This window comes from Paraburkholderia ferrariae NBRC 106233 (assembly GCF_000685035.1).
Lineage (GTDB): Bacteria > Pseudomonadota > Gammaproteobacteria > Burkholderiales > Burkholderiaceae > Paraburkholderia > Paraburkholderia ferrariae.
The window spans coordinates 38,510-65,509 of sequence record NZ_BAYB01000042.1; the positions used below are offsets into that span (position 1 = coordinate 38,510).

Below are 27,000 nucleotides of genomic sequence, written 5' to 3' on the forward strand. Positions count from 1 at the left end.
GCCCCCTCAAAGTCCATAGCCCAGGCAGCAGTTTTTCTTGCGGAAGATTTCGTAGCTGAAGTCCTCGCCTTTGTACGGATACTGGCGACCCGCACCCCACACGGCAGTGGTGCGGCCGTAGGGCTGGCAGCACTTGCCGTTGATCTTGGCCGTCTGCGGCACCGGGTACAGCATCGTGTACTTGTACTGATCCTTCTTCATCACGGGCTGCGGGTAGACGCCGCACAGGCCTTCGCTGCCAGCCGTGCCCCAGGTCAGCATTTCGCGGTGCATCTTGGCGGTCATTCGCTGCACCAGGAGCGAGCTGGCCTGCACATGGCTGACGTGCGCCTGGACGTGGCCGTTGAAGGGGTAAATCGAGCCGTTGCAGCCGGCACACCAGAAAAGCGCATCGCTGCCAAAGCCGGTCGAGGCCAGCACGCAGTCACCCGCGCAAGCGGCCTGCGCGATGGGGTTGCCGAACAGGTACGTCTCGGGGTTCAGCAGCATGGTCAGCTCGTCGTCGTTCCAGGTGGGATCGACTTCGGTGATGTAGGCCACGTCGAAGCTGCCGGTTTCGAGGCAAGGGTTGTCGAGGATGATTTCGAGCCAGTACAGCATCGGATCGACATACCAATGCACCTGGTAGCTTGATTGCCGCGTGTTGTCCTGCTGCAAGCGCACCTCGCCTTCGGGCGCACGGATGCCGGGGTCAAGGCTGATACCGCCCAGCGAGACGAAGCAGTACGGTGAGCGAGTCACGTCCACGCGGCGGGCGGGCTCCCAAAAGCCCACGGTGACGCCGAGAACGGGCCGCAGGCCGCACGAGCACAGGAAGTCGCTCGGGTTGTCGGTGTCTTCCTGATCCATCGTGAGGATTGGCAGGCCGCCGATGGTCACGGGGAACAGGCAAGACCAGCAGATGTCGGTGATGGGGTTGGCGAAAGCGCCGACACATTGGCCAGCCACACTTTCGCGCGCGAAAGCGGCGCTCAGCACCATCATGAGGGTCACGATCCAGCGTTTCATTGCAGCTCCTTCGCGGGGACTTCTTGCAGCAGCAGCGAAGCGCCCTGTTGGCTGATGACGGTGGGCACGGCGTGGATGCCGAAGCGTTGAGAGAGGACGCCCTTCTGATCGAAATACACCTGGGTCTTCCAGGCCTTCGTCAGATCGAGCCATGAGCCGGCCACCAGGATCGGCTTCACCTTCGGGCCTTCCTTCTTGACCATGCGGCGCACGGCCTCGGCTTGGTCAGGGTCGCGGCCGTCGAAGAACACCAGGCGCTTGCTCAGGCCGGTGACGAGCAGCGGGTTGATCTTGGCCCCAGCCGGCACCACGATGCGGCCCTCGTCGGTCTTCACCGCATTGGGGTAGTACACGGTCGGGTCGATCAGGCGCTGTGCCTTCTCGGTGACAGCCTGAAGGCCATCCACCGGAGGCATGTTCTTGACGCTGTTGAGCGACCGCTTGATGGCTTGCTGCTGGAGCGCCTTCAGCTCGCCGCTGCGCTCCTTCTGGCGCAGCTTGTTCATAATCATCGTGAGCGCGGATTCCTCGCCAATCGGGTACGTCTGGCCGATGGTTCCAATGGACTCCGCGTGCGCAGCCGTGAGCGTGGCCCCGGCCATCAGTACCGCGATCAGCTTAGAAAATCGCATAGGCTTTCCCGATCACCTCGTAGTTCTTCACGTTGCCCGAGAGCGCGTAGCGCGAGTCCAGGCTGTCCGGGCTGGGCGTGGCGACGAACATCTGCCCTTCCGGGATCACGCCCGGCTCGGCGGGCGTAAGGGGCACGCCAGCCTTCGATTTGGGCTTGGCCACCCCGATGTATTGGCCATTCACCCAAAACTCGTTGCCGGCCCGTTTAACCACGTCGCCGGGGCCTCCCATTACCACCTTGATGAACGTGGTGCCGGCCGGGTAGGTCGCACCGCCGTGCCAGCGGAAGGCCACCAGGTCGCCCTTCTGCACGGGCGCATCGCGCTTGATCGCGTAGACGTGGCCAGGCAGGCTATGGGTCAGGGCCACCGAGTAGGTGAACCAAGCCGTCGAAACCCACAGGCCCACGCCGGCCAGGCCAACGGCTCCGCAGAGCCCCAGGTACAGGCGCTTGATCTTCATTTCTTGATCCTTTCCCGCACGATGTCCGTGTAGTCCGTGGCCGTGCCGGCCAGCAGCGCGGCCTTGTTGACGAGGACGCAGTGGCATTCCTTGCCCACTTCGTCCACCACGACCGACAGCTTCTTGGCGAATTCGGCGGTCATCTTGTCGGCCAGCGCTCCCTTGTCAGGCGAGCTGCCCACGCCGATCAGATCGAGCAGACGCTTCTGGTCTTCCTCCACCAGCTTTTGCAGATCGACCGTGGCCACCTGGGGAGGCGTGTGCTTGTAGATCGAGTACGCCACCGGGGCCAGGGCCAGCAGGGTGAAGACGGTAGACACCAGGGCGGTGGTGAGCACGGTCATGAAATAGCTCGGCGCGGGTTGGGGCGCGTCGGCGGGAGCGGCTGCTGGCGTTGCCACTGGAGCTGCGACGGCGGGCGCTTCGGCCGCCACGGGTTGAGTGTTCTGTTCCATGTCTTAAATCCGGTAGGTGTGGGGGTTCTTGCGACGGTCGCGCACGCGGCGGTCTTCGCCCCGGCGACCCAGCATGATTTGCATGGCTTCCATCGTGGAGTAACCCTGCTTCAGAAGCGCCTCGCACTCGTTGTAATCAGCCGCATTGGTCGAGGCCATCAGCAGCGAGAACGGGTCGGGGATGTGCCGCACCACGGAATCGCCGTTAGGCGACGAGATCATCATTTCGGAGAAGCGGCCCTTCTCGGTGCGCAGCGACAGCAGCATCCGCTTCTGTGCCGGCGAGCAGTTGTAGAGGCCCTTCTCGATCAGTGTTTCGAGGTTCTTGCGGTCTTGACGCAGCAGAATCTTCCAGTCCGCGTTGTTGTAGGCGGCCTGCGAAGCGTCGTTCTTATAGGCGTCCTCGATACCCTGAGTACCCACGCAGAAGATGCCGTTGTACTTCCGTGCGCGGCGGTAGCCCTCCTCGATGAACTCGGCTGTCTCTTTGTCGGCCCCCAGGAGCTGCCAAGCCTCATCGACCAGACACAGCTTCTTGCGATCCCGGCTCAGGTACATATCGTGAGCGATCCGGGAGGTCAGCACGAACAGCACCACGCGGCGCAGCTCGGGAGCGTTCTTCAGTTCTTCCAACTCCAGGCCAACCATGTCGGCGTCGAGCGAAATGTTGGCGCGACCGTTGAAGTAGTTGCCGTACACCCCGCCTTCGGTGAAGGGCTGAAGCTGCTTGCCCAGCTCGAAGGCCACGCGCTCGATGCCGCCCGATTCGTTCTTGATCTTCTCCAGCAGGTACTTCTGGATCAGGGTCGGGTTCGTCTCCTGGCCGTAGTCGTTCCAGACGCCCGTGATGGCCTCGGTCAGCAGCGAATACTGGTATTCGTTGAGCGACGCATTGGGCGACGCCATGCGGCCGATCATGGGCTTCAGCAGGCGCATTTCAGCCTTGAAGTCCAGCTCGTCGTCTTCACCAACCCATGAGAACGGGTTGATGCACATCTTGGTTTCCGGCGTGAACTCCAGGAAGGTGCCCTTCTGGAGACGGATCAGGTTCTGGTAGCTGCGGCCCACGTCGATCACCCACACGCGGGCACCGATGCCCCGGTAGGCCGACACCACCTCGTTCATGGCCACCGACTTGCCGGAGCCCGAGACGCCGGCCACGAACACGTTGTAGTTGCCCTGCTGGTTCGAGTAGAAGTCCACGAAGGTGGGCGTACCACGGCGGCCGAAGAACATCATCACCGGGTCGCCTGCGCCCTTCCACTCGCCGATGATGGGAGACAGGTCGGTGGCGTTCACGCTGGTCTTGGTGCCCATCACGCGCAGCCGCAGCATGTCGTTGCGCACGTTCTCCGTGAGCGTCATGGGCAGCGAGGCGTAGAGCGCGATCACATGCAGCGATTGCAGCGGCGCCAGGAAAAAGCGCTCGCTGCGCCAGATGTTCACGGCCACCTGGGCGCACTTGTTCATCGAGGCCTTGGGCGCGAACAGCAGCAGCGTGTGATACAGCTCGCACATGGTGCCGCCCAGGTTGAGCTGGTGCATCACCACGTCCCAATCCTGCTTTTGCGATTCCAGCTCGGGCTGGAACTCGGCCATCTTCGACTTCGCGTTTTGCTTGGAGCGGGCCGACTTGAGCTGCGCCTTGCCTTCCACGATCTGCGGATCGAGCGTGTAGATGCCGCCCGAAATGATGAAGGGGCACGGGTACTGGAGGCCGTCATCGAAGAAGCTGCCGATGATGTTGGCCATCTCCCACAGCTCTTTCTTCTGCGGGTACTGGAGCACGCCGAAGCCACGCACGGCGATGCGCGTGTCTTCCTCGTCGGCCGTCTCGGGCGGGATGCCGATCAGGATGTCGCTGGATTTGACGCGCGCGTGCTGGCCGAACTTGGTGATCTGGTCGCGGATCGAGCGCCCCTTGTCGTAGCGCAGCGCCGGCTGGGGCTCCGGGCTGAACATCGTGTCGGGATTGAAGATCGGCCACAGGAAGCGGATCAGGCCCTCGGCGTCGAATGCAAAGCTCGGCAGGCCTGCGGTGCGCAGCGAGGCGCGCAGCGTCTCCTTCAGCTCCACCATGTCGCTCACCAGGCGCGTGTCGCTCGGCTTGCCGGCCTTGGTGACGGAGAAGATCAGGCGCAGGTTCTTCACCATGAAGTTGTCGTTGACAAACATGGGTCGCCCGACCTTCTTCTTGATGTGGTCGATCCGTCGCTGAGCCAGTTCCAGGAAGAAGGGCGTGGTCGCGCCCTTGTCCACGGCGATGTGCCGCTGGTCGAGATAGGCCTGGAATTGCTCATCGAGCACGGGTGAACCGAACAGCGTCCACTGCACGCCGTAGCCCGGTGGGATCGGCGTGAACAGCGTATTGAGGCGGTTCGCCATGTCTTCGTCTGCGCCGGTCTGAGGGATCACCTCGAAGCAGAACGAGATTGACGTGTCGTTGTAGAACAGGCCTGTCTTTTCGTCGTACTGGTCGTACTGCACCAGGTTGTGCAGGCCGTGGGTGCCGGCCGCGACGGTGTGAACGGTGTGGTCAACATCCCCGTTCACCAGGTCATTCGAGACGACAACCGGCGCGGGTTCGCTGCCCACGTCCGAGGTATTGCCAAGGATCTGCTCATCCCACACCTGAGCGGCCTTGGACTTGAGTTTTTCGAGGAATGTCTGTTCCATTCAATGCACCTTCTGAGGTTGGCCGGTTGTGCCTGGAATCACTGCGGCGGCAGGTCACTAGGCGGCTGGCCGCCAGGCTGGCCGAGTTGACCGGGCATCTGGATGCCACCCAGCAGGCCGGCAGCGTCTTGCTCGCCGGGACGGCCTTGCACCACGCCGATGGCCTCTTGGCCCTGCGCTGCGCCGGTTTGCACGTTCGACGTGCCTTGCACCTGGGCATTGGGCGCAGTGGTCTTCACGGACGGCGCACGCACGGGACGGTAGGCATCCATGACGCGGCGGCGGTTGTGCTCGATCAGCCAGCGGCCGGTATCGACCTGCATGTAGACGTAATCCTGGTCATGCAGATCGCCGTCGCTGTCTTCCCAGGGCGCGAACCACACGCGCAGCACGCGCGGCGCGCTGCGGATCGGCGTGCCGCTGTAGATCGGCTTGCTCAGCACGCTCTCGGTCGAGGCATCTTTCGCGCGCGAAACTTCGGCGGCTTGCTCAGCCTTGGCCATGTTGACGCGCTGGCCCGGCAGGTTTTTCTGTTCGGCGTTTGCGTAGATGCCTGACATGGATTCGCACAGCACGCCCGGAGGGGCCTTGCAGGCGAATTGGGTGTTGGCGTCGTAGCCGGACATGCTGCCGCAACCGGCCAGGCTCGCGGCAATGGCAGCGGCCGCAGTAAGGGTCAGTGCTTTCATTGGGATGCCCCCGGATAGGTCGAGTAGGGTTGCTGGCTGACTTTGCAGCAGTCACACTGCGACGCGCGGTTTGTTGCGCAGCCGCTAAGAACGACGAGAGCGACCATACAAAGGCCAAGTGCTGTGCGTTTCATTTCGCACCTCCCAGCCATTCGTTGATCTTGTCGGCCGGTGCCGCGCCGGGCAGGATGCGACCGTCAGCGGCGATCAGCGTGGGCGTGCCGGTGACACCCAGGCGGGAGCCGAGGACGGTGTTGTCATTGATCGGCGTGACGCACGAAACCAGCGCCGGGCGCTTCTGGTTCAGCATCCAGTCGCTCCAGGCCTTCGAGCGGTCGGCCGCGCACCAGGTAGCGATGGCCAGCGTCTTGCTGTCCTCGCCCAGCACGGGATACAGGAAGGTGTAGATGGTCACGTTGTCCACCTTCGTCAGCTCCTGCTCCAGCTTCTTGCAGTAGCCGCAGTTGGGGTCGGCGAACACCGCGAGCTGGCGGCTTCCGTCGCCCTTGACCGTCTTGATGGCGTTGCCCAGCAGGCCCTTCGGATACTCCACGCGGCGCGCAGCTTGCTGCTCCTGCTGACGCTGGGCGGTGAGGTCAACCTGTTCTTTCATGTCGAACAGGTGGCCGAAGACGAAATAGCGGCCGCTGGCGTCGGTGTAGGCCACGTTCTGGCCCATCACCAGCTCGTACAGGCCATCAATGCCGGAGGCGCGGATGTCCGTGAAAGTCGTGTTGGGGTACATGGCCCGGAACTTCGCTGCCACTGCTTGCAGGGCAACGTCTTTCGTCGCGGCTTGGGCCGCACCAGCGCCCACACCTTGCGCCACGCCAGTGGCCGCTTGGGTCGCCGCGTCGTCGCCGGCAGCGCTGGCCAGGTTGGAGAGTGCAGCCAAGGCGGCCACAGCCAGGAGGTTCTTAATCTTCATCGTCGTAGCCCCTTGAGTTAGACCCGTTGCGCTTCAACAGGCCGCGATAGTTGTTGCCGATGTTGGCTGCGCGGCCGTTGTAGACCGCACCCTTGGTAATGAGCACTTCCACAGTGCGGCCGCCGTCTGTCTCGATGACCGGAAACAGCTTGTCCGCAGCCTTCAGGTAGTACTGCTCCAGTGCCGTGCCGGCGTTGCCCACACCGGAACCGATGGCGGCCCGGCCGACATCGCCCGGTTGGATCGTGGAAGTTGCGCCCAGGGCGCTCGTGCTCGTGGTGGTGGCCGATTGCTGGAAGGCCTTGCCGATACCGCTGGCGATACCGGCCAGCAGCGCGTTGGCCAGCACCTGCCCCTGCTTCGTCACCAGGCGGCCGCGCACGCCGGCCTTGCCGTCTTCACCGATGATCTGGCCCTTCACCTGCATTTCGACGGTTTCGCCGCCGATGATGCAGGTCAGGGTGTCGGTGCGACCCATCATCCGCTCGCTGCTCAGGTCGCCCCAGGCAGCGGCCACGAAACGGCAGTCGCGGATGTCGAGCTTGTACTTGTTGGCCAGGTTGGCGGTGTCCAGGACATGTAGCGCGATGGGCAGCGGGTTGCTCTGCGCCTGGCCTCCAGTCGGGGCGTCCGCGCCGTTCAACATGGCCACGCGCACGAAGCTGCCAGCGGGGATGAACTCGATGCTGTTCTTGACGTTCTCCTTGCCCGACTGGCCGTACTTCTTGGCAGCGTCTGCGACTGGAAAACCCAGCAGCTCGCTCTTGGTGCCGCCAGTGGAGCCGTCTTTGCCGCCCGCGCTGGAGTTGTTGAACTGGATCAGCTCCAGCTCGCGCTTCGGTGCCTCTGCCAGCGGCTGGCCCAGCGGCGAATTCAGCGGCGTTGCAGCGCTCATGCCGGTCTTGGCGGTCGGAGGCGGCAGCACGGAGCCAGTAGGCAGCTTCTGGTTGAGGGTGGCGGCGTCAGCCGACTTGTTGCCGCTCGGTGGGTTGGCCGCGTCCTTTCGGGCCTTCTCCAGCTCGTCCTTGAGCTTCTGCTGGTCTTCCTGCTGCTTCTTCAGCGCTTGGGTCAGGTCGTTCAGCTTGTCAGCGTTGGCTTGCGCCTTGGCCGCTTCCTGAGCCCGCCAGGCATCCTTGTCGTCCACCGTGCCCGGTGCCGTGATGGCCACGGTCTTGGGCTTCTCGGTGCGGACGGCGGGGCCGTTGTCGAAGAAGAACATGCCGCCCGCGCCAAGCAGCAGGATCACCGTGACGGTGCCGCCGATCAGCATGAGCTGACGCTTCTTCACTTGTGCGTTCGGGTCACTCATTGTCCTTCCTCCCGCGCACGATGAAGATCAGCGTCTGTCCCTTCGACGGCAGCGTGTGGTTCTCGATCACCACGGCCACCACGCCCTTGCGGTACAGCTCCTGCTCCATCAGCAGCATGTCCGTGTCGGACACGTTGGTGAGGCGGTACTTCTCGCCAACCAGGTCGCCGTCCAGGTACTTGGAAAGCATCACCAGTCGCGCCTCTTTCCAGAGCGGGATTTCTTGGTTGACGGGGATGGGTTCGAGGTCGCGGCTTTCTTCGTCCGCCATCTGAAGGATCATGTCCTTCGCGTGGCGTTGGTAGGCCAGCGCGCGGCCGTCGCCGCCCTTACGCCCTGCTGCGGAGGTGCGGCTCTCGGCAGGCGGCTTGATGATGATTTCCTCGCCCGCAATGGGACGGGGAACCAGGATCAGCTTGCAGGTCGCGGCCGGGTTCTGTTCGTCACTGACGAACAGCGTCACGGTGCCCGAGTTGGGCGTGTCGCTGGCCAGCGTGAAGTACAGCGCCCCGGCTTGTTCGTCCTTGACGTAGCTGATGACGCCCTTCTGAGAGGGCACCACCGTGCCGATGCGCCGGCCGTCGATGGCCAGGCGGTTCTGCTCGCGGGCAGAAATGTTGACCTGCTGATGCGTTGCGTAGCAGCCGTCTACAACCTGGGTTGCGGAGGCATCAAGGCTGAGCAGCAGCAGGCTTAGCAGCGGAATCGCGCTTAACGACTTCTTCGACTTTGAGTACATAGAGACGCCCCGAAGTGGTTACGGAAAATTGAACGAGATAGGCCTTGTCGAGCTGGGAGGTCAGCTTGTCGGTGATGAAGGTCTTGAGCTGACCCGACACTTCCACCGTCATTGCTCGCTCGTTGACCTTCTCGTTCCTCGGAATCCAAACCGTGGTCACACGGTCTTGCTTGACCCGCAGCGCGGCGGCGTCGAGCATGGTCTTGAGTGCGCCGTACCCATCCGGGTGGGCCATCTTCAAAATGACCTTGTTGTTGTAGTCAACCGTCTCCGGCGTGACCGTCTTCACCTTGTCGAGCACGTATCCCGCCATGTCCAACAGGTAGTCGGAGTTGGCGTAGTTCGAGCCGATTTCGTAGGGCCGCCGAACTTCAGGCGGCACGACGATTTCTTTGGCCGTCATGAGGGTGTAGGCCTCAAGCCCAAGGAGTGCGACGTTCAGGCCGATCAGGCCGATCACGACGCTGCGGAGAAATCGCACCTGCCCCTTGAGTGAGTCCCGTTCGTTGATTGCGTTATCTGGTGACATAGGCATTTACCCATTCAGTTCTCGGATGTGGGACTTGGGCAGCTCCTTGGGTTCAGGCATACCCGTGAACCAATAGAGCAGATGGGCAGCCATGCCGGGGTGCTGACCGGCCTTGAGCTTGTTGTAGCCATAGGCCATCGCAATCCCTGCAATGAGCCCGAGGACTCGGTACTCAGTGGCCACACCCACGAGCATCCCGAGCAGGGCCACCGCTGCAACATCCAGCTCCCAAAAGAGAAACTTGCCCTTGTCGTCTAGCCTGCGCGGGATGTAGTGAGAGAGGTCTTGTGACATGGCTGCCCGCCCTCCTTAGATCGTTGCCGTGAAGCTGGCGTTGACGATCCCGATCAGGATGCCCATGCCGATGGACAGGACGACCGCGCCGAAAAACCACGACCAGTCTTTCTTGACAGCCGCGACCACGGCACCGACAGCCAGGGCGATGAAGGCAGCCAGCTTGCCCAGGTTGCCCTTCACCCAGGACTCGAACTTGTCGCTGGCCGCCTGGAACTCCGCGCCGTCACTGGCGTAGGCGTGCGTAGCCAACATCATCAGGGCCAAGATCAGGCCCACGAACATGAGAGCCTTGACCCATTGCTGGGCTTCGACCTTCATGGAAGCGAGGTGCATTTGATTCATTTCAGTCAATCTCCATTACCGGTAAGTGCCTTCTTTCCAACCCGCATCTGCGGGACTGCGCGTGAAGGCGGGGACGCGCAATTTGTTGAGCGCCGTCACTTGGTGGCGGGGCAATCGAGTCGCTTCACCGGCTTCTTCGCCGGCTTGTGTTTCTTGTGGTGCTTGACCTTGGGCTTCGGCGGCGGGGCTTCCTCGCGTTCCTCGATCACAGGCGGCTCCACCACGGGAGCGGGCATCACCAGCGGCGGCGGCGGCGGTGGCTCGGCCATGTGCTTGAGGCTCCTGTCGGGGCACTCGTTGGTGTTGCAGAAGACGTACTTGTGGTCGCCAGGCATCCCGAACTGAACGACGCCCGACACGTGCGAGACGGGGTTAGGCGTACCTAGGGAGGCGTTCGTTGGCGGCGGCGGCAGCTTGGTGGCGTCATCCGCGAAGGCATTGAGGCTCAGAGCCAGCAAGGCCGCGAGCGATAGGTGTTGTTTGGCGCGTCTGGCCATTGGTCAGTCCCCTTTCAGTGCGACGTTCTGAGGTTGCGCGCCCTGCTCTTGCTCTTGGCGCTTGTAGCCCGCGTAGAAGGCCTGCACGTCGCGGACGTACCAGGCTTGAGCGGCGGTGTTGTTGGAGGCCGGGCCGGTGTAGTAGCAGCCGACCGCCTTCCATGTGCTTCCGAACCGCTGGATGCAGTCGGCGAGAACCCAAGCGCCTACCTTCTGGCTCGTGCAGGCGTCGAAAAGCTGCTCTTTGGTGATGCCGTACTTGGCCAGCAGCGGCAGGTGCACGGAATAGATTTGCATCAGCCCATAGGCGCGATGCCCCGTCTTAGGATCGACCGGGCCGATGGCGTTGGGGTGGCCGCGCGACTCCTTCCAAGCGATTGCCTTCAGCAACGCCGGCTCGATTCCATAGCTCGCGCCCGCCTCCTCCCAGCAGGAAGCGCTGGCCATCAGAGGAGTCAGGGAAACTACCCCAATCAGGCAACGGAAAAGTTTGATAACTAGCATGTCTTTGGTTCAGCGTGTTGGAATCTGTTAGTCTATACGCTTGCATTTGACATTGCTAGTTTATAGCAATTCTGAGTGCCTGTCACACCCCCTTTACTCGGTGGTCGAAAAGTGTCGTTTTCCGCTTGGTCATGGCCGCGCTGCCGGGCTGTGCAAAATGAAAAGGGCTGGATCACCGATGTGGTGATCCAGCCCTGGAGGGTTGATGGCGCGCTGAGCTTTCGCGCGCGAAAGCTGACGGCCTTAGTTGGTCACGCCCGTCTGCTGTGGCTTGAGAGGGATGCGAGCAACGATGCGGCTGCCCCCATCGTTCCGGGCCGAGTGGATCTCCAGACTGCCGCCGAAGGCATCAGCCCGTTCCCGCATGCCGACGAGGCCGAAGCCCGCTGCTGCGTCTTGTTGCTCGGAGAATCCACGCCCGTCATCTTCGATGGCTAGGCGCAGCTCGTCGTCCAGCACCTTGAGGGAAACATCGGCGTGATGCGCGTTCGCATGCTTCACAACGTTGCTCAATGCCTCCTGCACGATCCGGTAGGCCGCGATACCGATGTTGGGGTCTACTCCGGCCGTGCTGCCGTCGAAGTGGAAGGTGAAGGTGCAGGCTGGGTGCGTAGCGTTGTAGGTCTTTACCATTTCCTCGATGGCCTCGTCCAAGCCAAGCACGTCCAACACTTCCGGCCGTAGCCGGGTCACGATTGCACGACAGGCAGCGTAGAGGTCGTTAGCGTGCGCAGCGATGGATTTGGCTCGCTCGACAACCTCGTCCATTAGCGGAGTGTGCTGCGCCTGGGTCATGCTGCTCAGAATGGCCTGCGAGTCCAGCCTGATGCCAATCAAGATCGCGTTGAGGACATCGTGAATCTCGATTGAAATGGCCTTTCGCTCGTCTTCAACAACAGTATTGAGCCTGCGAATCAAACGCTGCCTTTCTTGCGCAGCTTTAACCGCCTCGTCACGCGCTCTCGCCAGTTTCCCCGCCTTCTGAATAGCGGATGTGACGCCGTAGGCCCCGAACAATAAGGCGAGCGCCGCAATGTAAGAAGCAAACGCCACGATTTTTGGCCCGCTCATAGCGGCCTCGGTCGGGAGGGAGACTGTCGCGTACATAAGCGACCCCTCCAGTCGCTCAAAGGCGGTGAGCTTTTCCAAGCCATCCATTGGATCAATCCCTATGACGAAACCTTGATCCTGGCCCGCCTGTATGACTTGACCTATTGCGTCACCACGAAGCCTGCGAGTAGCAATCTCTGGATTTCGGATGTCCGCAGGAAAGCGGAGTAGGATGCGTTCTGCGTCGCGCAAACTTGTCGTCGTGTTCGGCCCGAAGTTGATCGACTTATAGAACGAGAAGAACACGTCTTGCGCCGCGAGATTCATGACGACAACACCCGCAAAACTGCCGTCTGGCCTATTGAAGCGGCGCGCGACATGAATGCCAGGCTTGCCGCTTGCCCTGCCATCTTGAACGCCGCTTATATAGAAGTCCTTGCCATTGCGCAGTTCAATGAAGTAGCCACGATCAGACAGGTTAGTGCCATCCTGCCCAACCACGCCGACTCGGCGAATCCCGTCAGCACCTATCAGCGTAAAGGAGGCAATGCCAGGCAACCTAGTTCTATGCTGAGAAAGGTAGGTGAATAGTTGCTGCTTGCGCTGCGGCGTCAATGGACCATTCAGGTCATCAGTCGTGACGTAGTCCTGCAAATCCTTGAGGATCACATCAGCCAGCGTAAAGCCAAACCGGTCGTGCGCGGCAATGAGGTGCGCATAGGCTTCTGCTTGGTCTTTCAGACGCACCTGCGCATGATTGACGGCATCCGTACCCAAATACAGAAGCAACACGGCCACCGCAATGGTGGCCGTCCAGATTGTGCCAAGTAGAACGCCTGCCTTGTACTTGGATAGAAAGATGGTTTTCTGTCGAAATGACATAGTTATGTTCGGCATCTCATTACATGGCGTGTTGCAATGCCCTTCAACTCCTGGATGTCATGGGCACCCAATTTATCCAGCAGAGTACGGACATGCTTATTCAGTTCAGGGTCGGAAAGATTCAGATCTTCGCGCAATTGACTCAGATCGCGCCCTTTGCCAAGCGCTTTAAAAACGTCATATTCATCATCATGGATAACCGCGAACCCACCGTCCTCGCAGACGATGGTTCCATGCAAGAAGCCTTCTTCGATAGCCATAGCCGCACCCCAATCAACGGGGCGCTTGTATCTGTAGATGACATGATCCGTGAAGTAGCGCAGCCATCCCCAAAAACCATTTGGCCACCTCTTTCGGATAGCGTCCTTATCGAGTGACGTATTCTCGGCCTTGTGCATTTGTCCGCCTACGCCTCGATCAAACCATGCCGGATTGCCAGCCGCGTAATTTCGGCCGGGCGATGAATGTCCAGTTTTTCCTTGATGTTCTGGCTGGTATTGCTGATCGTCTTCACCGACAAATTAAGCGCCTCGGCAATTTCAACGATGGTCAGCCCTTGGGCCATGAGCTTGAAAATCTGCATTTCTCGCTCTTGCAAGACCGTCTCCGGCGATTGATCGCCCAGCACTGACAGCGTAGCCAAGCGCTCCGCAAACTTAGGGACGTAATAGAGTTGTCCGGCCTTGGCTTGCTTGATCGCAGTGGCCAGGTCGTCGAGTTGGCAATCCTTGGTGAGAAAAGCCTTGCCGCCGATCTGGTAGCAGCGTTTGATGATCGAATCCTGACTAAACTGGCTCAGAAAGACGACTTTTGCGGCCGGGACTTTCTTCAGCAACTCGGCGGCAACATCGAGGCCTGTTAAGGCCTCTCCGAAACGAATGTCGAGCACCAGCACTTCTGGCTTCAGCTCATTGAAGCGCTCGATCACGTCCGCTGCGCATCCGACCTCTCCGAGCACCTTGATGCCGAACGAGGGAAGGGATGTGGCGAAGCCCGCTCGCACGATGGGGTGGTCATCCGCGAGCAGGACTGTTACAGGGGCTTGCAATTCGGTATTCAATCCAGTCTCCGGGTGGTCTGGGCGTCACAATATGGAAGACCTCTTGTCGCAGGCAATGCGATTGCCATCGACAGGCACTTTTTTATTCTAGCATGTAGACATTTACCACGCCACCTGGCGACCTTGGCGTTTGTGACGAAAAAGCCTCCCCTTGCACCCCTTTACGCGGGGTGTCACCAGCTACCCGTTACTTGCCCTGCTTGCGAAGGTCTGCTTCGATCAGGGATATGATGTAGCTACTCGCTGGCATACCGATGCTCTCGCAATGCGCAATCACTCTTGCGTGCAGCGGCTCGACGAGTCGGACGCTCAGGGAGCGTTTTTCTTGCGGCTTCTGCTTGGCGGGGGTACGCTTCGGCTTGCCCGCTTGGGCTTCGTCGGTCTTCATGGTCATAGGTCTTTTCTGCTCACACTTGTTCTTCGATAAGTAGGTTAGGTTTCCAGGAAAAGGCAATGGCACGCCACTTTCGCGCGCGAAAGTGTCATCCTACCGACTTCACCTATCCACGCCCACAGTCTTGTCACGCGCCTGCTCAGCCCGGTGCAGCGTCTCCACCGCACTGGTCTTGTCCTGCTGGGCACTGACGGCCTTGGCCGCCACCGCCTTGTCGTTCGTGTAGATGCTCAGCTCGTGGCTCGCGCGCGTCGATCCCACGTAGAAGCTGCGGTTGCCAAACACCTTGGCCATCGCTTCCAGTTGCCGGGCCTGCTTCTTCTCGTTCTCGTCCTCGGGCGCGCGGATCACGAACATCGCCCGGTGCTGGGTCGCACCCTGGGAAGCGTGGACGGTGCTGGCATAGGCGTAGTCCCAATGCTTGCTCTTGGCCAGGTCAACATCGTGGTAGCTGATCGCCTCGCCCTGCTTCAGCTCCAGCTTCACCTTGTCGCCGTCGATGGCCGCCACGCGCGCCACTTCGCCGTTCTTGAACTCGCCTTCGTTGCGCGTCATGCGGATGATGTCGCCCTTGGCGATGTCGCGGCGCTCGGCGTCGTAGACCTCCACGTTGTTGTTCTTCTTGGGCTCCCAGGCGATGGTCTGGCCGTTTTCCTTCTGGAGCAACACAACCCCGCGCGTCGCGTCGGTTGACACCACCCTGGCGTACTCGCCCTTGGCGGCGTCGATCTGCTTGTAGTCTCGGCCGAAGCGCACCACGTCCCCGGCGTTGTAATACTGCGCTTCCTTGGTGACGGCGCGCGTCCAGCCCTTGCTGATGAAGATTTCCTTGTTCTGCTCGATGCGCGACACCTCGCCCGTCTGCTTCAGGCCGTCACGCACGCCGGCATTGATTTCGTGCCGATCCTTGTTGTACGCGGTGATGACGATGGTGCGCTCGCGCTCTGCTGCGCTCATGGCCAGTACATCCTTCACGGCCGCGTCGATCAGCCCGCCGTTCGTGACCTCCTTCACCATGCCAGTCTTGTCCATGTGCTCGAAGGCCCGCGCGTTGTTCTTCAACTCCACGGCCGTGAGCCTGCCGCCATCGGTGAGCTGATCCCGGCCGGTGATGATGTCCACCGCCGCCTTCAGGTCGGGCGTCTTCTGGCGGCTGATTTCGGTCATGTAGGCCGTCTCGATGCCGCCCTGCTTCTGTGCCAGCTCGAACGGCTTGCCGGCCTCCACGCCTTGCAGTTGCAGCGTGTCGCCCAGGTAGACCACCTTGGCCCCTGCCTTGGCCGCCATATGATCGAGCTGGGCTTTCTGGCGCTGCGACAGGAACGAGCTTTCGTCCACGATCCACATTTCCGGCTTGCGCTGGAAGTCCGGGGCGAACTGCTTGGCAAACTCGATGTCCTTCTGAAGCTGCCGCTCCTTGATCTGGAACATCGAGACGGTATCAGTGGCGATGCCTGTTTCCCTGGCCAGCACCTTGCTGGCCGCGCCGGTCGGGGCCATGCCGCGCACGGTGTAGCCCTGCTCCTGGGCCATTTCCTTGAGCGAGCGCAGCATCGTGGTCTTGCCAGTACCGGCCAGGCCCTGCACGGCCACGTAGCGGTCTTCCGTGGTTAGCACCGTGGTGATGGCTTCCTTTTGCCCATCGGTGTACTTGAAGCCCTGCTTGTCCTCGGCCTTGCCCAGCCGATCCGAGACGTGCTCGGCGGCCATGATCGCCGGCATGACGCCCTTCTGCGCCTGCACCTGGTCGAGCGCCCATCGCTCGCTGCCCAGCATCTTGGCGGTCGTGTAGTTGCCGTCCGGGAGCTTGACCAGGTGGCCCTCGGCCTCCAGCTTGTCGAAGGCCTTTTGCACATCCGTGGGCGACACCCGGCCCACGCCGTGTTCCAGCGCCGTCTTCATCAGGTCTTCCTTGGACACCACCGCTTCGCGCTCGATCAGGTGCGCGGCCGCGAACTCCATCGCCTGACGGCCGGTCAGCTTGTCCTCGCGCATGATCCCACCCTGCTCGCGCGCGGCCTCGGCCTTGGCCTGGATTTCGGCCAGATTGAGCCCGATGGTCTGCGCCCTGCCCTTCCAGTCGGCAATCAGCGCGTCGTGATCCACGTCCACCTTCTTGGCGCGGGTCATCAGCGTGGCGTCTTCCTTGTCCTGGGCAGTGGCGCTGTCCATGTCCACGCCCCGCGACTTCAGCGAGGCCTCAATGTCCGCCCGCCGCTGGCTGTAGTGCTCGATCTGCTCGCGCGTGACGCCGACCACCTCGAAGTTGCCCTTCTCGTCGGTACGGCGCAGTTCGTAGCCCAGCTCCTGGAGCTTGCTGGCCAGCTCGCCGGTGTAGATGGCCCCGACCACCCGCTGCGCCTTCCAAATCTCGTCGTTGGTCAGGCTGCGCCATTCGCCGTCCTCGCGCTTGGTGGCGTTCATGATGACGGCGTGGGTGTGGGTCTGCGGGTCAAGCTCGCGTGACGTGTTGTGCCGGAACATGGCCACCACCAGGTTACCGGTCTTCACTGACTCTAGCTCGCCGTCCTTCATCTGCCGTGTGTAGGCCAGCTCGGACTCGATGTAGGTCAGCGCCTTCTTGACCGCGGCCTCATGGGCTTCCCGCACCTCCCGGTTGCCGGCGACCTCGGCCAGCAGCGAAACGCTCTTGGGTGCGCTGAAAGTCATGTCTGTGCCGGGCCGGTGCTCCCGCTCGCGCTCGCCGGTTTCCTCGTTCACCACGAACTTGCCCAGCTCCTGGCCATCGACCTTGCCATTCAGGATTTCAAAGAAGTCCTGGCGCTCGATCTGCCCGGAAAGCCCCAGCGCGGCCGCACCCTGGCCGAACCACTCCGACTTCTCCAGCCCTTCGTCCTGGGTGTAGTAGTTGTCCTTGCTGAAGTAGTGCAGCGCCTGGCCAGCGCTGCCCACGTTGTTCATGCTAATCATCGTCACCCCCCCTTCTTGCTGAGCGCCGGAACCTGGAACTCTTTGGTGTACGGTGGATAGCACACCCCGGCCTCCACGGCGCAGCCCTGCACCTGAACCTTCAGGCGGAACGGCTGCGGCTGGCCGATCACGTCCAGCCCAACCGTCAGCCTCCCCTCGTAGTAGGCGACCTGCTTTTCCAGCACCTTGTCGAACTTCTCTGCCGGCGCAGGGAAGCGCGGATTCACCAGTTTGACCAGCGGCGCGTCAGACGCGAAAGCGAAGCGATCCCTGTAGAGGATGTAGCCCGGCGCAATCCTGAAATCCAGCGCGATCCGACCAGGCCCTTCCTGCCGCGCGCCGATCAGAAACGCCTGCTCGGCGGGCAACAGGGACACCTCTTGAGCGCTCGCCAACCGCGAAATGGGCAACGCCGCCAGGCCAGCTAGGATCACTCGTCTTTGCTTGTTCATGGCGTCCACCTCGTCAAATGTCAGCGTAGGGATCGGACTTTTTCGGCGCTGGCTTGGCGGCAGCGGCCGCCGCCTTCGCCGGCTTCTTCATCGTCAACGCCTCGATGGATTGCATCAGCGTCTTGCCAGCCGGGACGTGGATAAAGCCCGGAATCTCCATCCCCGCATCGTGGAACATCCGCGACGGGAAGCCCTTGGGCGGCACCTTGAAGGTGTAGGTGCGATCCTTGGAAATGTCCTCCTTCCCGGCCAGCGCCTCGGCGAGCGCTTCGAGGTCAGATTCGTCCTCGCTGCGCGGTTTCGCGCGCGAAAGTTCTTCGCGTGTGCCGACCACTTCTCCGGTATCCGCGTCGATCACTACGCGGTCGCCTTCGGTCTTCTTGACCGCCCCGGCCGCAGGCGCAGCCGGCGCATCATCATCGTCATCCAGCATATCCGGTGCGGCCGGTGTATTGGGCTGGAAGCTGATTCCCAGGCCGCCACGCTCCACGAAGCCTTCGGCGATCTTCGGCGTCGGCGTGTACTCATAGGCCACGCGGGCAATCGGGTAATCGCCGGGAATCACCAGATAGCCGTGCATATCTGGCAAGGTCAGAATTTCGGAAGTCAGCACGATTTCCCGCAGGTTGCGCTTCGCAAAAACGCTCACGCCATCGCGCGACGAGCTGATGCCATAGCTGAGCGTTTCGTCCTTCTCGTCCACCTCGGCCTGCCCCATCAACTCCGACATGAGCTTGGCCGCCGCGCCGTCCGTCACGCGCAGCAGCAGCTTAGTCTGGCAACCGGAAATGATGGTCTTGGCCAGGTCGTGGCCGTAGATTTCATAGACCTGGGAGAAGTCCTGCACACCCAGCACACAGCACAGCCCGTACTTCCGGGTATTGGTCAGGGCCAGCTTCAAGATGTCGAGCTTTTGGAGTGTCGGTAGCTCGTCCACAAACAGCCAAAGCCGTTCGCGGTGGACAGGATCGAGAGACAGCACCGCCTTGATAACAGTGTCCACCCACAGGGACAGCACAGGTGCCAGTGCCTCGCGCAATTCCTCGCGCGCCGTGATGAACATCCACGAGTCAGATTCCTCTTTGATCCACTTTCGGATCGAGAACGGCTCACCCTCGTCATGCAAAAACCGGAATGCCTCAAGCTGGTTCTGCACTGTCATCTTGAGCGACATCCCGGTTCGTTCCGTCACCGGGTCAACGTAGCTCGCACCCGCTTCACCAGCCAAAAGCGCGTGCATCGCTTCGAGGTTGCTCTTGGCGATTGAGTTGTAGAGGTCGCGGTTCGTTCGTCGGCCTTCACGCCCGAGAACTTTGTAAACGTCCTTCAACACCATCCGGCCCGCCTTCGCCCAAAACGGGTCAGCCTCGGCCGGATCAGGAATCAGGCCGTTGGCCATATTGTCAAAGTGGTAGTCCTTCTCGATCTCGTTCCAGATGTTCCAGTTCGGACTGCGGGCATCCAGTGGGTTCATGAGGATGTCCTTGCCTGGACGGAAAAACGCCTGGGTGAACTCGCCCGACGGGTCATAGACAATCGCCCGCTTCCCGCGCGCACGTACCTGCTTCATGAGCGCGAAAAACTGCTGAGACTTACCCGTGCCCTGCGCGCCGGCAATCAGCGTATGCAGGTTCTCAGACTTGGCGCGCATCGGCACATCGGCGATCACATACGGGCTTGCATCCTCGCGGGCGTTCACCAGCGTTTTGAGGTCTTCGCCGTTCACCAGCGATGCACCGCGCAGGCGTTCATCGGTCATCTTGCCACGCCCGTAGTGCCACCAGAACATGCTCAGCAGGAGCAAACATCCGATGCCTACCAATCCACCGATCAGCGTGCCGTTCCTCATCTTCCGCCGCGCTTCGGTGGCATCGTCCTCGGTGAGCGCGATCACCTCTTTCACGTCAAGCATCGACTTGCTGCCGTTGACGTACAGCTCCATCTTTGCCAAGTTCATGCCCAGCGCATCGCGCGCCTGTCCGATCCAGTTTCGTTCCAGTGCGTACCGCTCTACCGGCGTGGCCGCCTTGTAGAAGTAGACGCCACCAGTCACCAGACCGATCAGGAAGGAAATCACCACGACTGTCAGCACCGCCACGCCGAACAAGCGTGCTTGGTGCATCCACAACTCGGCACCTCTGGAGAAGCTCCCCATCGTGCCCTTCTCTGCCCGTTTAGCCATTTGCTTCACCTTTCTCGCGCTTGATCTTTGCCTTCGCTCTGTCCTGTGCGTCGTAGAGGTCTTGCGGGTTGCGCGCCTCCACAATCTTCGTCAGTAGCTGCTCTGACGTGTAGATCGACATAAGCGCATTTTCAGGCAGCTTGGCCGATCCACCGCCGCCTGTCTGAATCTGCATTTCGGCGAGCATGACCCTCATGCGCTGCTCCACGTCGAGGGCCGTTTCGGCGATCATGCCCTGAACGATCATGGTGCGCAAAAATTCGGAAAGTGTGGTTCCTCGCTCTTTCGCACGCTTGCTGTAATAGGCCGCAGTATCCCTATCGAGGCGTAGCCCGATGAACTTTGAGCCGTCTTCTCCGTTCGCTGGCTTTTTCGGCATTTTCTCTTGTCCTGGCAATGGTTTAGCCATTGTAAGACAGTTAGGTGTTTAACGCTATTGGTTTAGGTGTTTAACAGCCAAAAAGGCCGCCATAGCGGGTTTTTTGGCCGTGCAACGATAGTTGCGTGGTGTGTGACCAGTCTTGAGGGGGTGCGGGGCTCCCCCGCGAACCCTCAAGACTGGTGGCGTCATCTGACTAGACGCAGGTAGCGGCCATCCGAGCCCATTTGGTAAAATGGGGCCAACCCAGGGGCGCAGGAAGCCCCGAGGGGTTGAGCAGGATTGACGAAACCGAACCGAGAAGGAGAAGAACGTGAGTGATGCGAAATCGGCACCAAAGGGCGGACGCAAGGCGCGGACGCTGGGAGAAGAAATTGCAGCCCAGCGCGACAAGCTGCGGAAGCTGGAGGAACGACAGCGAGAGCAGAAGCGGAAGGAGCAGGAGCGGAACACGAAAGCCGTGCTTGAGCTGATCCGCGCTGAGAAGCTGGACGCAGTTCCAGCGGAGCAGTGGAAGCTGGCAATGCCGGCGATCAAGGCGGCGTTGCTGGTCGATTCATCGCCGCAGCCGGAGGCTGGGGCGACAAGTCAGAAAACGGACGGCCAGGGCGAACCGGCGGCGAGTGGCCAGTGAGCGTTTTCCACAAATCCACAGGCCCCTTTGCCCCCGACCGGGGATACCCAAAATATCCCAAAGGGAGGGGGTCGCGCCCAGTTTTCCACAAGAGACTTCTTGTGGGAAACCGGATCAAGCGCGAGGGCCTGTGGAGCTTGTGGGAAACGCGGTGGTTGAGGGAGAGACGGCCCAGCGCCGGGACGGCGCAAGCGAAAGGGATGTGCAGGGCTGCGCAGCAGTCCCCGCGAAGCGGGGATGAGCGCGAAGGCGCGAACCCGGAGCAGCCCGGTCTGGTCGCGCAGCGGCCAGATTCGCCCAGGTGGAGGGAGTCATGGCAGAAGTGGAAAACTGGACGAACACGAAGCTGCTGGAAAAGCTGCGTAGTGATGGTCGAGCAGAGATTGACGGCTGGGCCGTCAATCTCGATGGTGCCGACATCTGGTTGACCAACCCGTATGGGTTGGACTGCGCGTTTTACGCAGCATCCGGTGAAGGGTGCGAAAGCATCCTTCACCGGATCAAGTCAGACACTCACGAACGTGAGTGGGGCACGCTGTAGGATCAGCGGGCCAGAATTGCAACAGCCGCAGAGGGCCGACAGGCGGCGAGTTGCGTGAGATGGGCCGTCAGTGAAGCCGCACGACAGTGCGGCGGAACGGGCGGCCTTGTCTTTTGGCGAGCGGCCAGTCTGCCACCGCAGACGCCAGCAAGATCGCCCAGGGCCGTGGTGGGCGCGGAAAGCGGCAGAGCCGGTTTCCGTGGCCGCCCTGCCCTGCGCCTGGTTTGGCTTTCGCGCGCGAAAGTCGAGCCAGGCCGGCAAGCGGAGCGCGCAGCGCCCGCCAGGGCGCGGAGGCGTGAGGGATGGAAGCCCGCAGGGTCGAGACACGCGCAGCGGGGCTCGATTCACGACAGCCCGACCCCGCAGGGGGCACGCCCAGGGTTGCGAAGACTCGGTGAACCCAGGTCATGCGAAAAGCGCGGGTAGCGGACGTATCGGCAGGCCGGGAGAAATCGGCCACTTGGACGGTGCCGGAGGGTTGGCGGGAGGCGCAGCCTTCCGCCAACTTCACGGCATCGGAGCGAGCCGCAGGCGAAGCGACAAGGGGAAGAACGGCGGGCGTGGTGACGGCGCAGCCGTCAGCTCGCAGAGCCGTTCTTGGGGAAGTGGCGCGCAAGGAACTTGCGCATGGTTTTCTCCGTCACGTCGAAGTGACGGGCCAGCTTTGGAATGGAGAGGCCGAGCTGGTACAGCTCGCCGACACGTTCACGCTGCGGGTCGAGTTTGAGGCGGCCGGTGCTGCCTTTGCGCCGGCCGCCGATGCGGCCAGCGAGGCGAGCGCGCTCCAGGCCTTCACGAGTGCGAGCACGAGTGAATTCCACCTCGATCATGGAAGCCATCGAGAAGGCGGCGGCTTGAATCTGCGCATTCAAGCTGCCGTCCATCACGGTCTGCGTTTTCGTAATGATGAGGGTGACGCCGCGTGCGGCGGCACTCTCAAGAATGGAGAAAACCTGGCCAGGTGATCCACCCAGCCGGGTGAATTCAGACGTAAGGATGAAGTCGCCCGGCTGGGTGCGCTCTAGCAGCAGCTTCCCGATCAGGCGCTCGCGCCAGGGAATGCTGCGGCTGGCGGTTTCCTCCACCATCGTCAAGGGCGTGTAGCCCTTGGCGTTGGCGTAATCGAGCAGCCACAGGCGCTGATTCGCCACGTCCTGGGAGTCACGCGAGACGCGCAGGTAGGCAAAGTATGCGGGCACGCAGTCAGCCCGCCTTGATGGCGAAGTGGTAGGCGAGCGGAAGCGAAGCCAGCGTGCCGATGATGATGCAGAGTCGGCTGGCGAAGCCGCCGACAGCGGGCGATTTGATGAGGCGCGCGACTGCGCGGCCGAGAATCAGTCCGGCAAGGAATCCGACCAGCACGATGCCGAAGGCGAGCATGGCATTCGAGTGGTTCGCCACGAAGGATTGAGGGGCGTCTGTGTTCATGGGTTTGCCTTTCTCGTTCAGATCGCGGCGCTGGCCAGCAGTGCGGCGAAGTGCGTGCGGCGCGAAGCGGCGCAGCGCGAGCACCTGGGCGAATTGGAGGCGAAGCCGACCAAGAGCCCGGATGTGGTTTCAGGGTCTTCAGCGCGAGCCGGCAGGCGAGCGCGAAGACAGCGGATCGGGTTCACGGCGCATCGACCGGGTGAAGCCTGGTCAGTGCGGCCGTTGGCCGCCCAGGGTGGCCACGATGTACGGCTGGATGAAGCGCAGCAGGTCGCCTTGCTGCTCGATGGTCAGGCCGACCGACAGGCAGTGCTCGAAGAATTCGAGCGCGGCCTGTTTCGCCGGCACGGGCAGGCTTTCCATCATCGCCAGGTTGCACACCATGTCCGGGTGAACGAAGGAAGCGACGTACTGGACGAGGGCGACGGCGACCTCGCCAGACGGGTTTTTTTCGATGAGTTGGAGGGTAGGCCTCAACTTCTCAGGAAAACCGCTCAAAACGGCTCTATTCGCGTCGGGGGTTGAATGGGGCATCAGCATTCGGGCCTTTCGGTAGATGTTTCCCCGGCGCGGGCTATTTCTACCGGGTTCCGGGTGAATTTTAAGGATTGTTTCGCTACCGGGTTTCACGGTAGCTAAAACGGTCGTTAAAAGTACCACGTTTTCGCCCGTCCAGGGCGGAAACGTGACTTTTCGACCTCTCCACCTTTCGCGCGCGAAAGGTCTGGCCAGGCCGCAGGCCAGCGCCGGGACGGCGCAAGCGAAAGGGATGTGCAGGGCTGCGCAGCAGTCCCCGCGAAGCGGGGATGAGCGCGAAGGCGCGAACCCGGAGCAGCCCGGTCTGGTCGCGCAGCGGCCAGATTCGCCCAGCAGTGAAAGCTGGCCAGGCGCAAGGGTCAGCCGGAAAGCAGCCAGGTGGTGCGGGTGGGTGGCAGGTCGGCGCGCGCAGCGCGGCGGCCTGCTGGCTGTTGGAGCGGGCGCAAGCCCGGCACCACGGCCAGCCGAAGGCTGGCACCGGCCGCAGGCCGCACCGCCGACAGGCGGCCGCGCGTCAGAACAGGGCGAGCTGGGGGGACATGGAGCCCGCACGCAGCGCCCTCACCTCGTCCAGCTCCAGGTGCAAGCGGACAAGGATCGACAGGTCATAGGAGATATGGGCGTCCTTCAGCCGAAGGGCGCAGCGCAGCGCGCCCAAGGGGTCATTGCCGCTGGAAATGCAGATGTCGTAGGGCGACAGGGCCGCCAGGCCCCGGTCGCGCAGGTCGTTGTACCGGGCGATGCTGGCGAGGCGGGACGCCTCGTAGCTGGCGACCTTGGCCAACAGGAAGGACTCGCGGGCCGCCAGGTCACGCGGGGCCTTCTTGGTCAGGGTCGGGTCGAGTTCCTGCCAGTGCTCCCGGATGGTGATGTCCTCGGCTGGGGGGAAGTCGGCGAGCACGGCCGCGACAGCGGCCGGATCGACGGCGGCCACCAGCTCGGCGGCCTCTTGCTCGATGCTCACGGCGGCCGCCCTCCCCTATTCCGTGCCCATGCGCTCAAGCATGGGCACCACGGCGAAATTCCACCAGTTGAGCGCGCGGGCCAGGGTGGCGCGGCGCTCGTCCTCGGTGGCCGTGCTCAGCAGGTTGTGCTGGCGGATCACCTTCTGATTGAACAGGCGCAGCACGTCGAGCGGGCCTTGCGTGCCCTCCAGGGCGCGAATGGCGTTGCGCAGCTCGGCGTCCTCGATGCAGTGCAGCGGCACCGGGTGGGTGATGGACTCGGCGCGGTTGGCGGCCTGCTCCAGCTCGGCCAGGCTCCAGTTCTTCATGACGCGCTCCAGCAGCGGAGCGCGGGCGGCGACAGCCGCGCGGCGCAGCTCGTCGGCCTGGCGCTCCAGGGCGTCGGCTTCGGCCAGCAGCGCGGCCGCCTGGTCGCGCTGCTTGATGATCGGCGAGCCGACCTCGGCGAGCATGTCCACCCAGGGCAGGAAGCGGGCGGCGGGCTTGGTGGTAGTGGTGGCGGTGGTCACGGGCGAACCTTTCAGAACAGGGCGAGCTGGCCGCGCAGGTTGATGTCTGCGGCCAGGGCGGGAACGGGCGAGGGAGCCAGGGCGGCGGCGGTGGGCATGGCTTCCGCCTCGGCCTCGGCGTCGTCGGCCGCTTCCTCGGCGCGAGACTGGGCGGCGGGCACGGTCAGGGTGGCGGCGTCACCGGCGCGGCGCAGCTTCACATCCCAAAAGCCCAGGACATGGGCGGGCGTGCGCCACGTTGACCATGTTTCAACGCTCAGCGAATTGCCGTGATAGACGACAGCCGGGATATGCAGCAGCGACAACTGCACATAGGCCATTTGCACCGCCACGATGTCAATATCGACGGCGACGGCGTGCATGTGCTGCTGATAGTTGATTTTCGCGTCCTGCAAGGCATGGGCGGCCGCAATAACCATTGCGCCACCGCCTACGCATGGATCGCAGAGGGTGATAAAGCCCTTTTTCTCGATTTCCACGGGCGCGCGGTCGCCCATGTTGATCGCGGCCATCAAATAGCTGACCTCGTAGGGCGTGAAAAACTGGCCTTTCCAAGAGTCGCCCAGCTCCAGATTCATGAACAGGGAGCCGAGAAAATCACACATGCCAGCTTCAAGGCCGAAAGTGACATGGGCCAAGCCTCGGGCCATCATGTCGGCTTCTTCCTTGGTATAGCGGCCGACGATCTTCATATATTCAGCCTCGCGCGCGGCAAACTGGCGCTTGTCTACGGCGTTGCTGATCGCAATGGCGCACATGGCCACAAAGTCGCGGAAGACTTGCCAGAGGCCGTGCCGATAGCCCAGCTCGCGCAGCAGCTTGCCCAGCTCGGCCTGGTGGTCGTTGGTGTAACGGATGTGCTTCTTAGCCACGGCTGGGCTCCCCTTCTTCCTGGTGCGCGTGGGCGTCGATCACCGTTTGCATCCCGCGCTTGGTCTTCTTGAATTGCTCGATCATGGCGAGGTAGGCGGCCAGCGGTTCGCCGCTGCCTGCCCCGTATTCACCGATCCAGGAATAGCCCTTGCGGCCGTCGCGCAAGGGGTATTCCTTCAGGCGGATGGCCTCTTTGCCTGATCTGGTCAGGTACAGGCCGATGGTCTTGGTTGTCATGCTCACCCCGCTGTCAGGCCGGGGCGGTGGCCCCGGCGTCGTTGCTCAATACTCGGAAGGCAGCAGCAGGGTGGTCACGCTGCGGTCGGCCTCGGTGATGATCCAGAGCTTTTGCCCGTTCTTCGTCGTGTAGGACGAGAGCACGCGCGCGCCGCACTCCAGCGCCTCCCGGTTGGTCTGCTGGTCTTCGGCGTCCATTTCCGACCAGTCGCCGGCAACGTGGCGGGCGACAAAGTGGATAGGCTGCTGGCCGTTCTGCTCCAGCACCTCCAGCGCGCCGGGCGTGGCGCAGAGCTGGCCCAGGGAGAACAGGGGCGAGCCGGTGGGCACGAGGGCGGCCGGGCGGGCGGTTTCGGTCGGGGTTGCGGTGGTTGGTTGCATCTGGATCACTCCTAAAGGTCGATGGTCTGGAAACTGCGCCGGGGGTCTGGTCTGCTCACCGTCACCCCCAGCGCTGGGGGTTTGCTGGGTTTAGGGTTTCGTCACGCGGTAGCAAATCCACGTCTTGCCGTCCCAGCGCTCGAACAGGCGCGAGCCGTTCAAAACGATTTCGCGGTTCTGCGGCTGGGGTTTGGTCGCGGTTGCCATTGGCTTATCTCCTGCGGGTTGTTGATGGTCTGGTTTCTCGGTCGGGTATGGTCTGCTCACCGTCACCCGTCCGAATCAGTTAGCCAGGTCGGCGGGGGGATCGACGGTAATCACCTCGATGTCGAAGCCCAGGGCCTCAAAATCGACTGCGACACCTTCAGAAATCCAGTCCGCCAATGCCTCGAAAACTTGCTGGGTCATGGTCATATCTCCTTATCAACCATGAGAGACATTCTACCCGTCAAAGGGTTGACCGTCAACCCTTTGACGAAGAAAGACAACCCTTTTTA

33 protein-coding genes are annotated in these 27,000 nt (G+C 62.1%); 2 read left to right on the top strand and 31 right to left on the bottom strand.

Annotated features, from left to right (window positions below; translation table 11 throughout):
• Positions 1-6: 6 nt before the first annotated feature.
• The 22 genes from traU to BFE01S_RS32240 form a co-directional block, all read right to left on the bottom strand.
• A complete protein-coding gene (gene traU, locus BFE01S_RS32135) occupies positions 7-1,008 on the bottom strand; it encodes a conjugal transfer pilus assembly protein TraU (RefSeq protein ID WP_028229033.1) in 1,002 nt (333 codons plus the stop codon).
• Positions 1,005-1,640 (bottom strand): type-F conjugative transfer system protein TraW, encoded by a 636-nt coding sequence (gene traW, locus BFE01S_RS32140; RefSeq protein ID WP_028229034.1) that lies wholly within the window; start codon positions 1,638-1,640, stop codon positions 1,005-1,007. Before traW ends, traU begins: the two co-directional genes overlap by 4 nt.
• The gene (locus BFE01S_RS32145) at positions 1,627-2,103 is read right to left on the bottom strand and encodes a S26 family signal peptidase (RefSeq protein ID WP_028229035.1); all 477 of its coding nucleotides are present in this window, start codon (positions 2,101-2,103) and stop codon (positions 1,627-1,629) included. Before BFE01S_RS32145 ends, traW begins: the two co-directional genes overlap by 14 nt.
• The gene (locus tag BFE01S_RS32150) at positions 2,100-2,558 is read right to left on the bottom strand and encodes a TrbI F-type domain-containing protein (protein ID WP_042339282.1); all 459 of its coding nucleotides are present in this window, start codon (positions 2,556-2,558) and stop codon (positions 2,100-2,102) included. Before BFE01S_RS32150 ends, BFE01S_RS32145 begins: the two co-directional genes overlap by 4 nt.
• Positions 2,559-2,561: 3 nt before the next feature.
• Positions 2,562-5,234 carry a type IV secretion system protein TraC gene (traC, locus tag BFE01S_RS32155; protein ID WP_028229037.1) on the bottom strand — a complete coding sequence of 891 codons (2,673 nt, stop codon included), beginning with the start codon at positions 5,232-5,234 and terminating at the stop codon, positions 2,562-2,564.
• 38 nt (positions 5,235-5,272) lie between these two features.
• Positions 5,273-5,923 carry a type IV conjugative transfer system lipoprotein TraV gene (traV, locus tag BFE01S_RS41040; protein WP_042339286.1) on the bottom strand — a complete coding sequence of 217 codons (651 nt, stop codon included), beginning with the start codon at positions 5,921-5,923 and terminating at the stop codon, positions 5,273-5,275.
• 130 nt (positions 5,924-6,053) lie between these two features.
• A complete protein-coding gene (locus tag BFE01S_RS32165; protein WP_028229038.1) occupies positions 6,054-6,851 on the bottom strand; it encodes a DsbC family protein in 798 nt (265 codons plus the stop codon).
• Entirely contained in the window at positions 6,841-8,160 is a 1,320-nt protein-coding gene (locus BFE01S_RS32170) for a TrbI/VirB10 family protein (RefSeq protein ID WP_028229039.1), read from the bottom strand. The genes BFE01S_RS32165 and BFE01S_RS32170 overlap by 11 nt, the downstream gene beginning before the upstream one ends.
• A complete protein-coding gene (locus tag BFE01S_RS32175) occupies positions 8,153-8,899 on the bottom strand; it encodes a type-F conjugative transfer system secretin TraK (RefSeq protein WP_028229040.1) in 747 nt (248 codons plus the stop codon). Before BFE01S_RS32175 ends, BFE01S_RS32170 begins: the two co-directional genes overlap by 8 nt.
• The gene (locus BFE01S_RS32180; RefSeq protein WP_028229041.1) at positions 8,832-9,428 is read right to left on the bottom strand and encodes a type IV conjugative transfer system protein TraE; all 597 of its coding nucleotides are present in this window, start codon (positions 9,426-9,428) and stop codon (positions 8,832-8,834) included. Before BFE01S_RS32180 ends, BFE01S_RS32175 begins: the two co-directional genes overlap by 68 nt.
• Before the next feature lie 6 nt (positions 9,429-9,434).
• Positions 9,435-9,722 carry a type IV conjugative transfer system protein TraL gene (gene traL, locus BFE01S_RS32185; RefSeq protein WP_028229042.1) on the bottom strand — a complete coding sequence of 96 codons (288 nt, stop codon included), beginning with the start codon at positions 9,720-9,722 and terminating at the stop codon, positions 9,435-9,437.
• Positions 9,723-9,737: 15 nt separating this feature from the next.
• Positions 9,738-10,067 carry a TrbC/VirB2 family protein gene (locus BFE01S_RS32190; protein ID WP_028229043.1) on the bottom strand — a complete coding sequence of 110 codons (330 nt, stop codon included), beginning with the start codon at positions 10,065-10,067 and terminating at the stop codon, positions 9,738-9,740.
• 95 nt (positions 10,068-10,162) lie between these two features.
• The gene (locus BFE01S_RS32195; RefSeq protein WP_156967232.1) at positions 10,163-10,564 is read right to left on the bottom strand and encodes a hypothetical protein; all 402 of its coding nucleotides are present in this window, start codon (positions 10,562-10,564) and stop codon (positions 10,163-10,165) included.
• Positions 10,565-10,567: 3 nt separating this feature from the next.
• Complete coding sequence (locus tag BFE01S_RS32200; protein ID WP_245621250.1) at positions 10,568-11,011, bottom strand: lytic transglycosylase domain-containing protein; 444 nt, start codon at positions 11,009-11,011, stop codon at positions 10,568-10,570.
• Between the two features lie 300 nt (positions 11,012-11,311).
• Complete coding sequence (locus BFE01S_RS42140) at positions 11,312-13,000, bottom strand: cache domain-containing sensor histidine kinase (RefSeq protein WP_169742691.1); 1,689 nt, start codon at positions 12,998-13,000, stop codon at positions 11,312-11,314.
• Positions 13,001-13,002: 2 nt separating this feature from the next.
• Positions 13,003-13,398, bottom strand: a complete 396-nt coding sequence (locus tag BFE01S_RS44775; RefSeq protein ID WP_156967233.1) for a helix-turn-helix domain-containing protein — start codon at positions 13,396-13,398, stop codon at positions 13,003-13,005.
• Positions 13,399-13,406: 8 nt separating this feature from the next.
• Positions 13,407-14,060: a response regulator gene (locus tag BFE01S_RS32215; protein ID WP_028229047.1), complete on the bottom strand. Its 654-nt coding sequence runs from the start codon at positions 14,058-14,060 to the stop codon at positions 13,407-13,409.
• Positions 14,061-14,247: 187 nt separating this feature from the next.
• A complete protein-coding gene (locus BFE01S_RS32220) occupies positions 14,248-14,454 on the bottom strand; it encodes a hypothetical protein (protein ID WP_028229048.1) in 207 nt (68 codons plus the stop codon).
• 102 nt (positions 14,455-14,556) lie between these two features.
• Positions 14,557-17,376, bottom strand: coding sequence for a MobF family relaxase (gene mobF / locus BFE01S_RS32225; protein ID WP_245621251.1), 2,820 nt, complete (start codon positions 17,374-17,376; stop codon positions 14,557-14,559).
• An 11-nt stretch (positions 17,377-17,387) separates the two neighbouring features.
• Positions 17,388-17,837 carry a protein-disulfide reductase DsbD N-terminal domain-containing protein gene (locus BFE01S_RS32230; protein ID WP_028229050.1) on the bottom strand — a complete coding sequence of 150 codons (450 nt, stop codon included), beginning with the start codon at positions 17,835-17,837 and terminating at the stop codon, positions 17,388-17,390.
• Positions 17,838-17,850: 13 nt separating this feature from the next.
• The gene (locus tag BFE01S_RS41050) at positions 17,851-20,019 is read right to left on the bottom strand and encodes a type IV secretion system DNA-binding domain-containing protein (protein WP_084170302.1); all 2,169 of its coding nucleotides are present in this window, start codon (positions 20,017-20,019) and stop codon (positions 17,851-17,853) included.
• A complete protein-coding gene (locus BFE01S_RS32240; protein ID WP_028229051.1) occupies positions 20,012-20,398 on the bottom strand; it encodes a hypothetical protein in 387 nt (128 codons plus the stop codon). The genes BFE01S_RS41050 and BFE01S_RS32240 overlap by 8 nt, the downstream gene beginning before the upstream one ends.
• A 313-nt stretch (positions 20,399-20,711) precedes the next feature.
• Between BFE01S_RS32240 and BFE01S_RS41055 the strand changes: the two genes are divergently transcribed.
• Positions 20,712-21,032 (top strand): hypothetical protein, encoded by a 321-nt coding sequence (locus tag BFE01S_RS41055; RefSeq protein ID WP_042339292.1) that lies wholly within the window; start codon positions 20,712-20,714, stop codon positions 21,030-21,032.
• 313 nt (positions 21,033-21,345) lie between these two features.
• Positions 21,346-21,573, top strand: a complete 228-nt coding sequence (locus tag BFE01S_RS32250) for a hypothetical protein (protein ID WP_028229052.1) — start codon at positions 21,346-21,348, stop codon at positions 21,571-21,573.
• Between the two features lie 578 nt (positions 21,574-22,151).
• Here the strand turns inward: BFE01S_RS32250 and BFE01S_RS32255 are convergent.
• The 9 genes from BFE01S_RS32255 to BFE01S_RS46320 all read right to left on the bottom strand — a co-directional run bounded on the left by BFE01S_RS32255 (position 22,152) and on the right by BFE01S_RS46320 (position 26,911).
• Positions 22,152-22,772 (bottom strand): recombinase family protein, encoded by a 621-nt coding sequence (locus BFE01S_RS32255; protein WP_028229053.1) that lies wholly within the window; start codon positions 22,770-22,772, stop codon positions 22,152-22,154.
• 4 nt (positions 22,773-22,776) lie between these two features.
• Positions 22,777-23,085, bottom strand: a complete 309-nt coding sequence (locus BFE01S_RS41060) for a hypothetical protein (protein ID WP_042339294.1) — start codon at positions 23,083-23,085, stop codon at positions 22,777-22,779.
• A gap of 126 nt (positions 23,086-23,211) precedes the next feature.
• Positions 23,212-23,541 (bottom strand): hypothetical protein, encoded by a 330-nt coding sequence (locus BFE01S_RS32265; RefSeq protein WP_137959872.1) that lies wholly within the window; start codon positions 23,539-23,541, stop codon positions 23,212-23,214.
• Between the two features lie 511 nt (positions 23,542-24,052).
• The gene (locus tag BFE01S_RS32270; protein ID WP_028229055.1) at positions 24,053-24,502 is read right to left on the bottom strand and encodes a hypothetical protein; all 450 of its coding nucleotides are present in this window, start codon (positions 24,500-24,502) and stop codon (positions 24,053-24,055) included.
• 15 nt (positions 24,503-24,517) lie between these two features.
• A complete protein-coding gene (gene kleA, locus BFE01S_RS32275; RefSeq protein WP_245621252.1) occupies positions 24,518-25,012 on the bottom strand; it encodes a stable inheritance protein KleA in 495 nt (164 codons plus the stop codon).
• An 11-nt stretch (positions 25,013-25,023) separates the two neighbouring features.
• Positions 25,024-25,884 (bottom strand): N-6 DNA methylase, encoded by an 861-nt coding sequence (locus BFE01S_RS41065; protein ID WP_042339297.1) that lies wholly within the window; start codon positions 25,882-25,884, stop codon positions 25,024-25,026.
• A complete protein-coding gene (locus BFE01S_RS44780; protein ID WP_137959871.1) occupies positions 25,877-26,122 on the bottom strand; it encodes a hypothetical protein in 246 nt (81 codons plus the stop codon). Before BFE01S_RS44780 ends, BFE01S_RS41065 begins: the two co-directional genes overlap by 8 nt.
• 45 nt (positions 26,123-26,167) lie before the next feature.
• Positions 26,168-26,503, bottom strand: a complete 336-nt coding sequence (locus BFE01S_RS32290) for a hypothetical protein (protein WP_042339299.1) — start codon at positions 26,501-26,503, stop codon at positions 26,168-26,170.
• Positions 26,504-26,785: 282 nt separating this feature from the next.
• Entirely contained in the window at positions 26,786-26,911 is a 126-nt protein-coding gene (locus tag BFE01S_RS46320; protein WP_259394498.1) for a hypothetical protein, read from the bottom strand.
• Positions 26,912-27,000 lie beyond the last annotated feature (89 nt).

Coding starts and splice junctions, on each gene's coding strand:
- traU (WP_028229033.1), bottom strand. CDS start 1,008: ATGAAACGCTGGATCGTGACCCTCATGATGGTGCTGAGCGCCGCTTTC.
- traW (WP_028229034.1), bottom strand. CDS start 1,640: ATGCGATTTTCTAAGCTGATCGCGGTACTGATGGCCGGGGCCACGCTC.
- BFE01S_RS32145 (WP_028229035.1), bottom strand. CDS start 2,103: ATGAAGATCAAGCGCCTGTACCTGGGGCTCTGCGGAGCCGTTGGCCTG.
- BFE01S_RS32150 (WP_042339282.1), bottom strand. CDS start 2,558: ATGGAACAGAACACTCAACCCGTGGCGGCCGAAGCGCCCGCCGTCGCA.
- traC (WP_028229037.1), bottom strand. CDS start 5,234: ATGGAACAGACATTCCTCGAAAAACTCAAGTCCAAGGCCGCTCAGGTG.
- traV (WP_042339286.1), bottom strand. CDS start 5,923: ATGAAAGCACTGACCCTTACTGCGGCCGCTGCCATTGCCGCGAGCCTG.
- BFE01S_RS32165 (WP_028229038.1), bottom strand. CDS start 6,851: ATGAAGATTAAGAACCTCCTGGCTGTGGCCGCCTTGGCTGCACTCTCC.
- BFE01S_RS32170 (WP_028229039.1), bottom strand. CDS start 8,160: ATGAGTGACCCGAACGCACAAGTGAAGAAGCGTCAGCTCATGCTGATC.
- BFE01S_RS32175 (WP_028229040.1), bottom strand. CDS start 8,899: ATGTACTCAAAGTCGAAGAAGTCGTTAAGCGCGATTCCGCTGCTAAGC.
- BFE01S_RS32180 (WP_028229041.1), bottom strand. CDS start 9,428: ATGTCACCAGATAACGCAATCAACGAACGGGACTCACTCAAGGGGCAG.
- traL (WP_028229042.1), bottom strand. CDS start 9,722: ATGTCACAAGACCTCTCTCACTACATCCCGCGCAGGCTAGACGACAAG.
- BFE01S_RS32190 (WP_028229043.1), bottom strand. CDS start 10,067: ATGAATCAAATGCACCTCGCTTCCATGAAGGTCGAAGCCCAGCAATGG.
- BFE01S_RS32195 (WP_156967232.1), bottom strand. CDS start 10,564: ATGGCCAGACGCGCCAAACAACACCTATCGCTCGCGGCCTTGCTGGCT.
- BFE01S_RS32200 (WP_245621250.1), bottom strand. CDS start 11,011: ATGGCCAGCGCTTCCTGCTGGGAGGAGGCGGGCGCGAGCTATGGAATC.
- BFE01S_RS42140 (WP_169742691.1), bottom strand. CDS start 13,000: ATGTCATTTCGACAGAAAACCATCTTTCTATCCAAGTACAAGGCAGGC.
- BFE01S_RS44775 (WP_156967233.1), bottom strand. CDS start 13,398: ATGCACAAGGCCGAGAATACGTCACTCGATAAGGACGCTATCCGAAAG.
- BFE01S_RS32220 (WP_028229048.1), bottom strand. CDS start 14,454: ATGACCATGAAGACCGACGAAGCCCAAGCGGGCAAGCCGAAGCGTACC.
- mobF (WP_245621251.1), bottom strand. CDS start 17,376: ATGAACAACGTGGGCAGCGCTGGCCAGGCGCTGCACTACTTCAGCAAG.
- BFE01S_RS32230 (WP_028229050.1), bottom strand. CDS start 17,837: ATGAACAAGCAAAGACGAGTGATCCTAGCTGGCCTGGCGGCGTTGCCC.
- BFE01S_RS41050 (WP_084170302.1), bottom strand. CDS start 20,019: ATGGCTAAACGGGCAGAGAAGGGCACGATGGGGAGCTTCTCCAGAGGT.
- BFE01S_RS32240 (WP_028229051.1), bottom strand. CDS start 20,398: ATGCCGAAAAAGCCAGCGAACGGAGAAGACGGCTCAAAGTTCATCGGG.
- BFE01S_RS32250 (WP_028229052.1), top strand. CDS start 21,346: ATGGCAGAAGTGGAAAACTGGACGAACACGAAGCTGCTGGAAAAGCTG.
- BFE01S_RS32265 (WP_137959872.1), bottom strand. CDS start 23,541: ATGCTGATGCCCCATTCAACCCCCGACGCGAATAGAGCCGTTTTGAGC.
- BFE01S_RS44780 (WP_137959871.1), bottom strand. CDS start 26,122: ATGACAACCAAGACCATCGGCCTGTACCTGACCAGATCAGGCAAAGAG.
- BFE01S_RS32290 (WP_042339299.1), bottom strand. CDS start 26,503: ATGCAACCAACCACCGCAACCCCGACCGAAACCGCCCGCCCGGCCGCC.
- BFE01S_RS46320 (WP_259394498.1), bottom strand. CDS start 26,911: ATGACCCAGCAAGTTTTCGAGGCATTGGCGGACTGGATTTCTGAAGGT.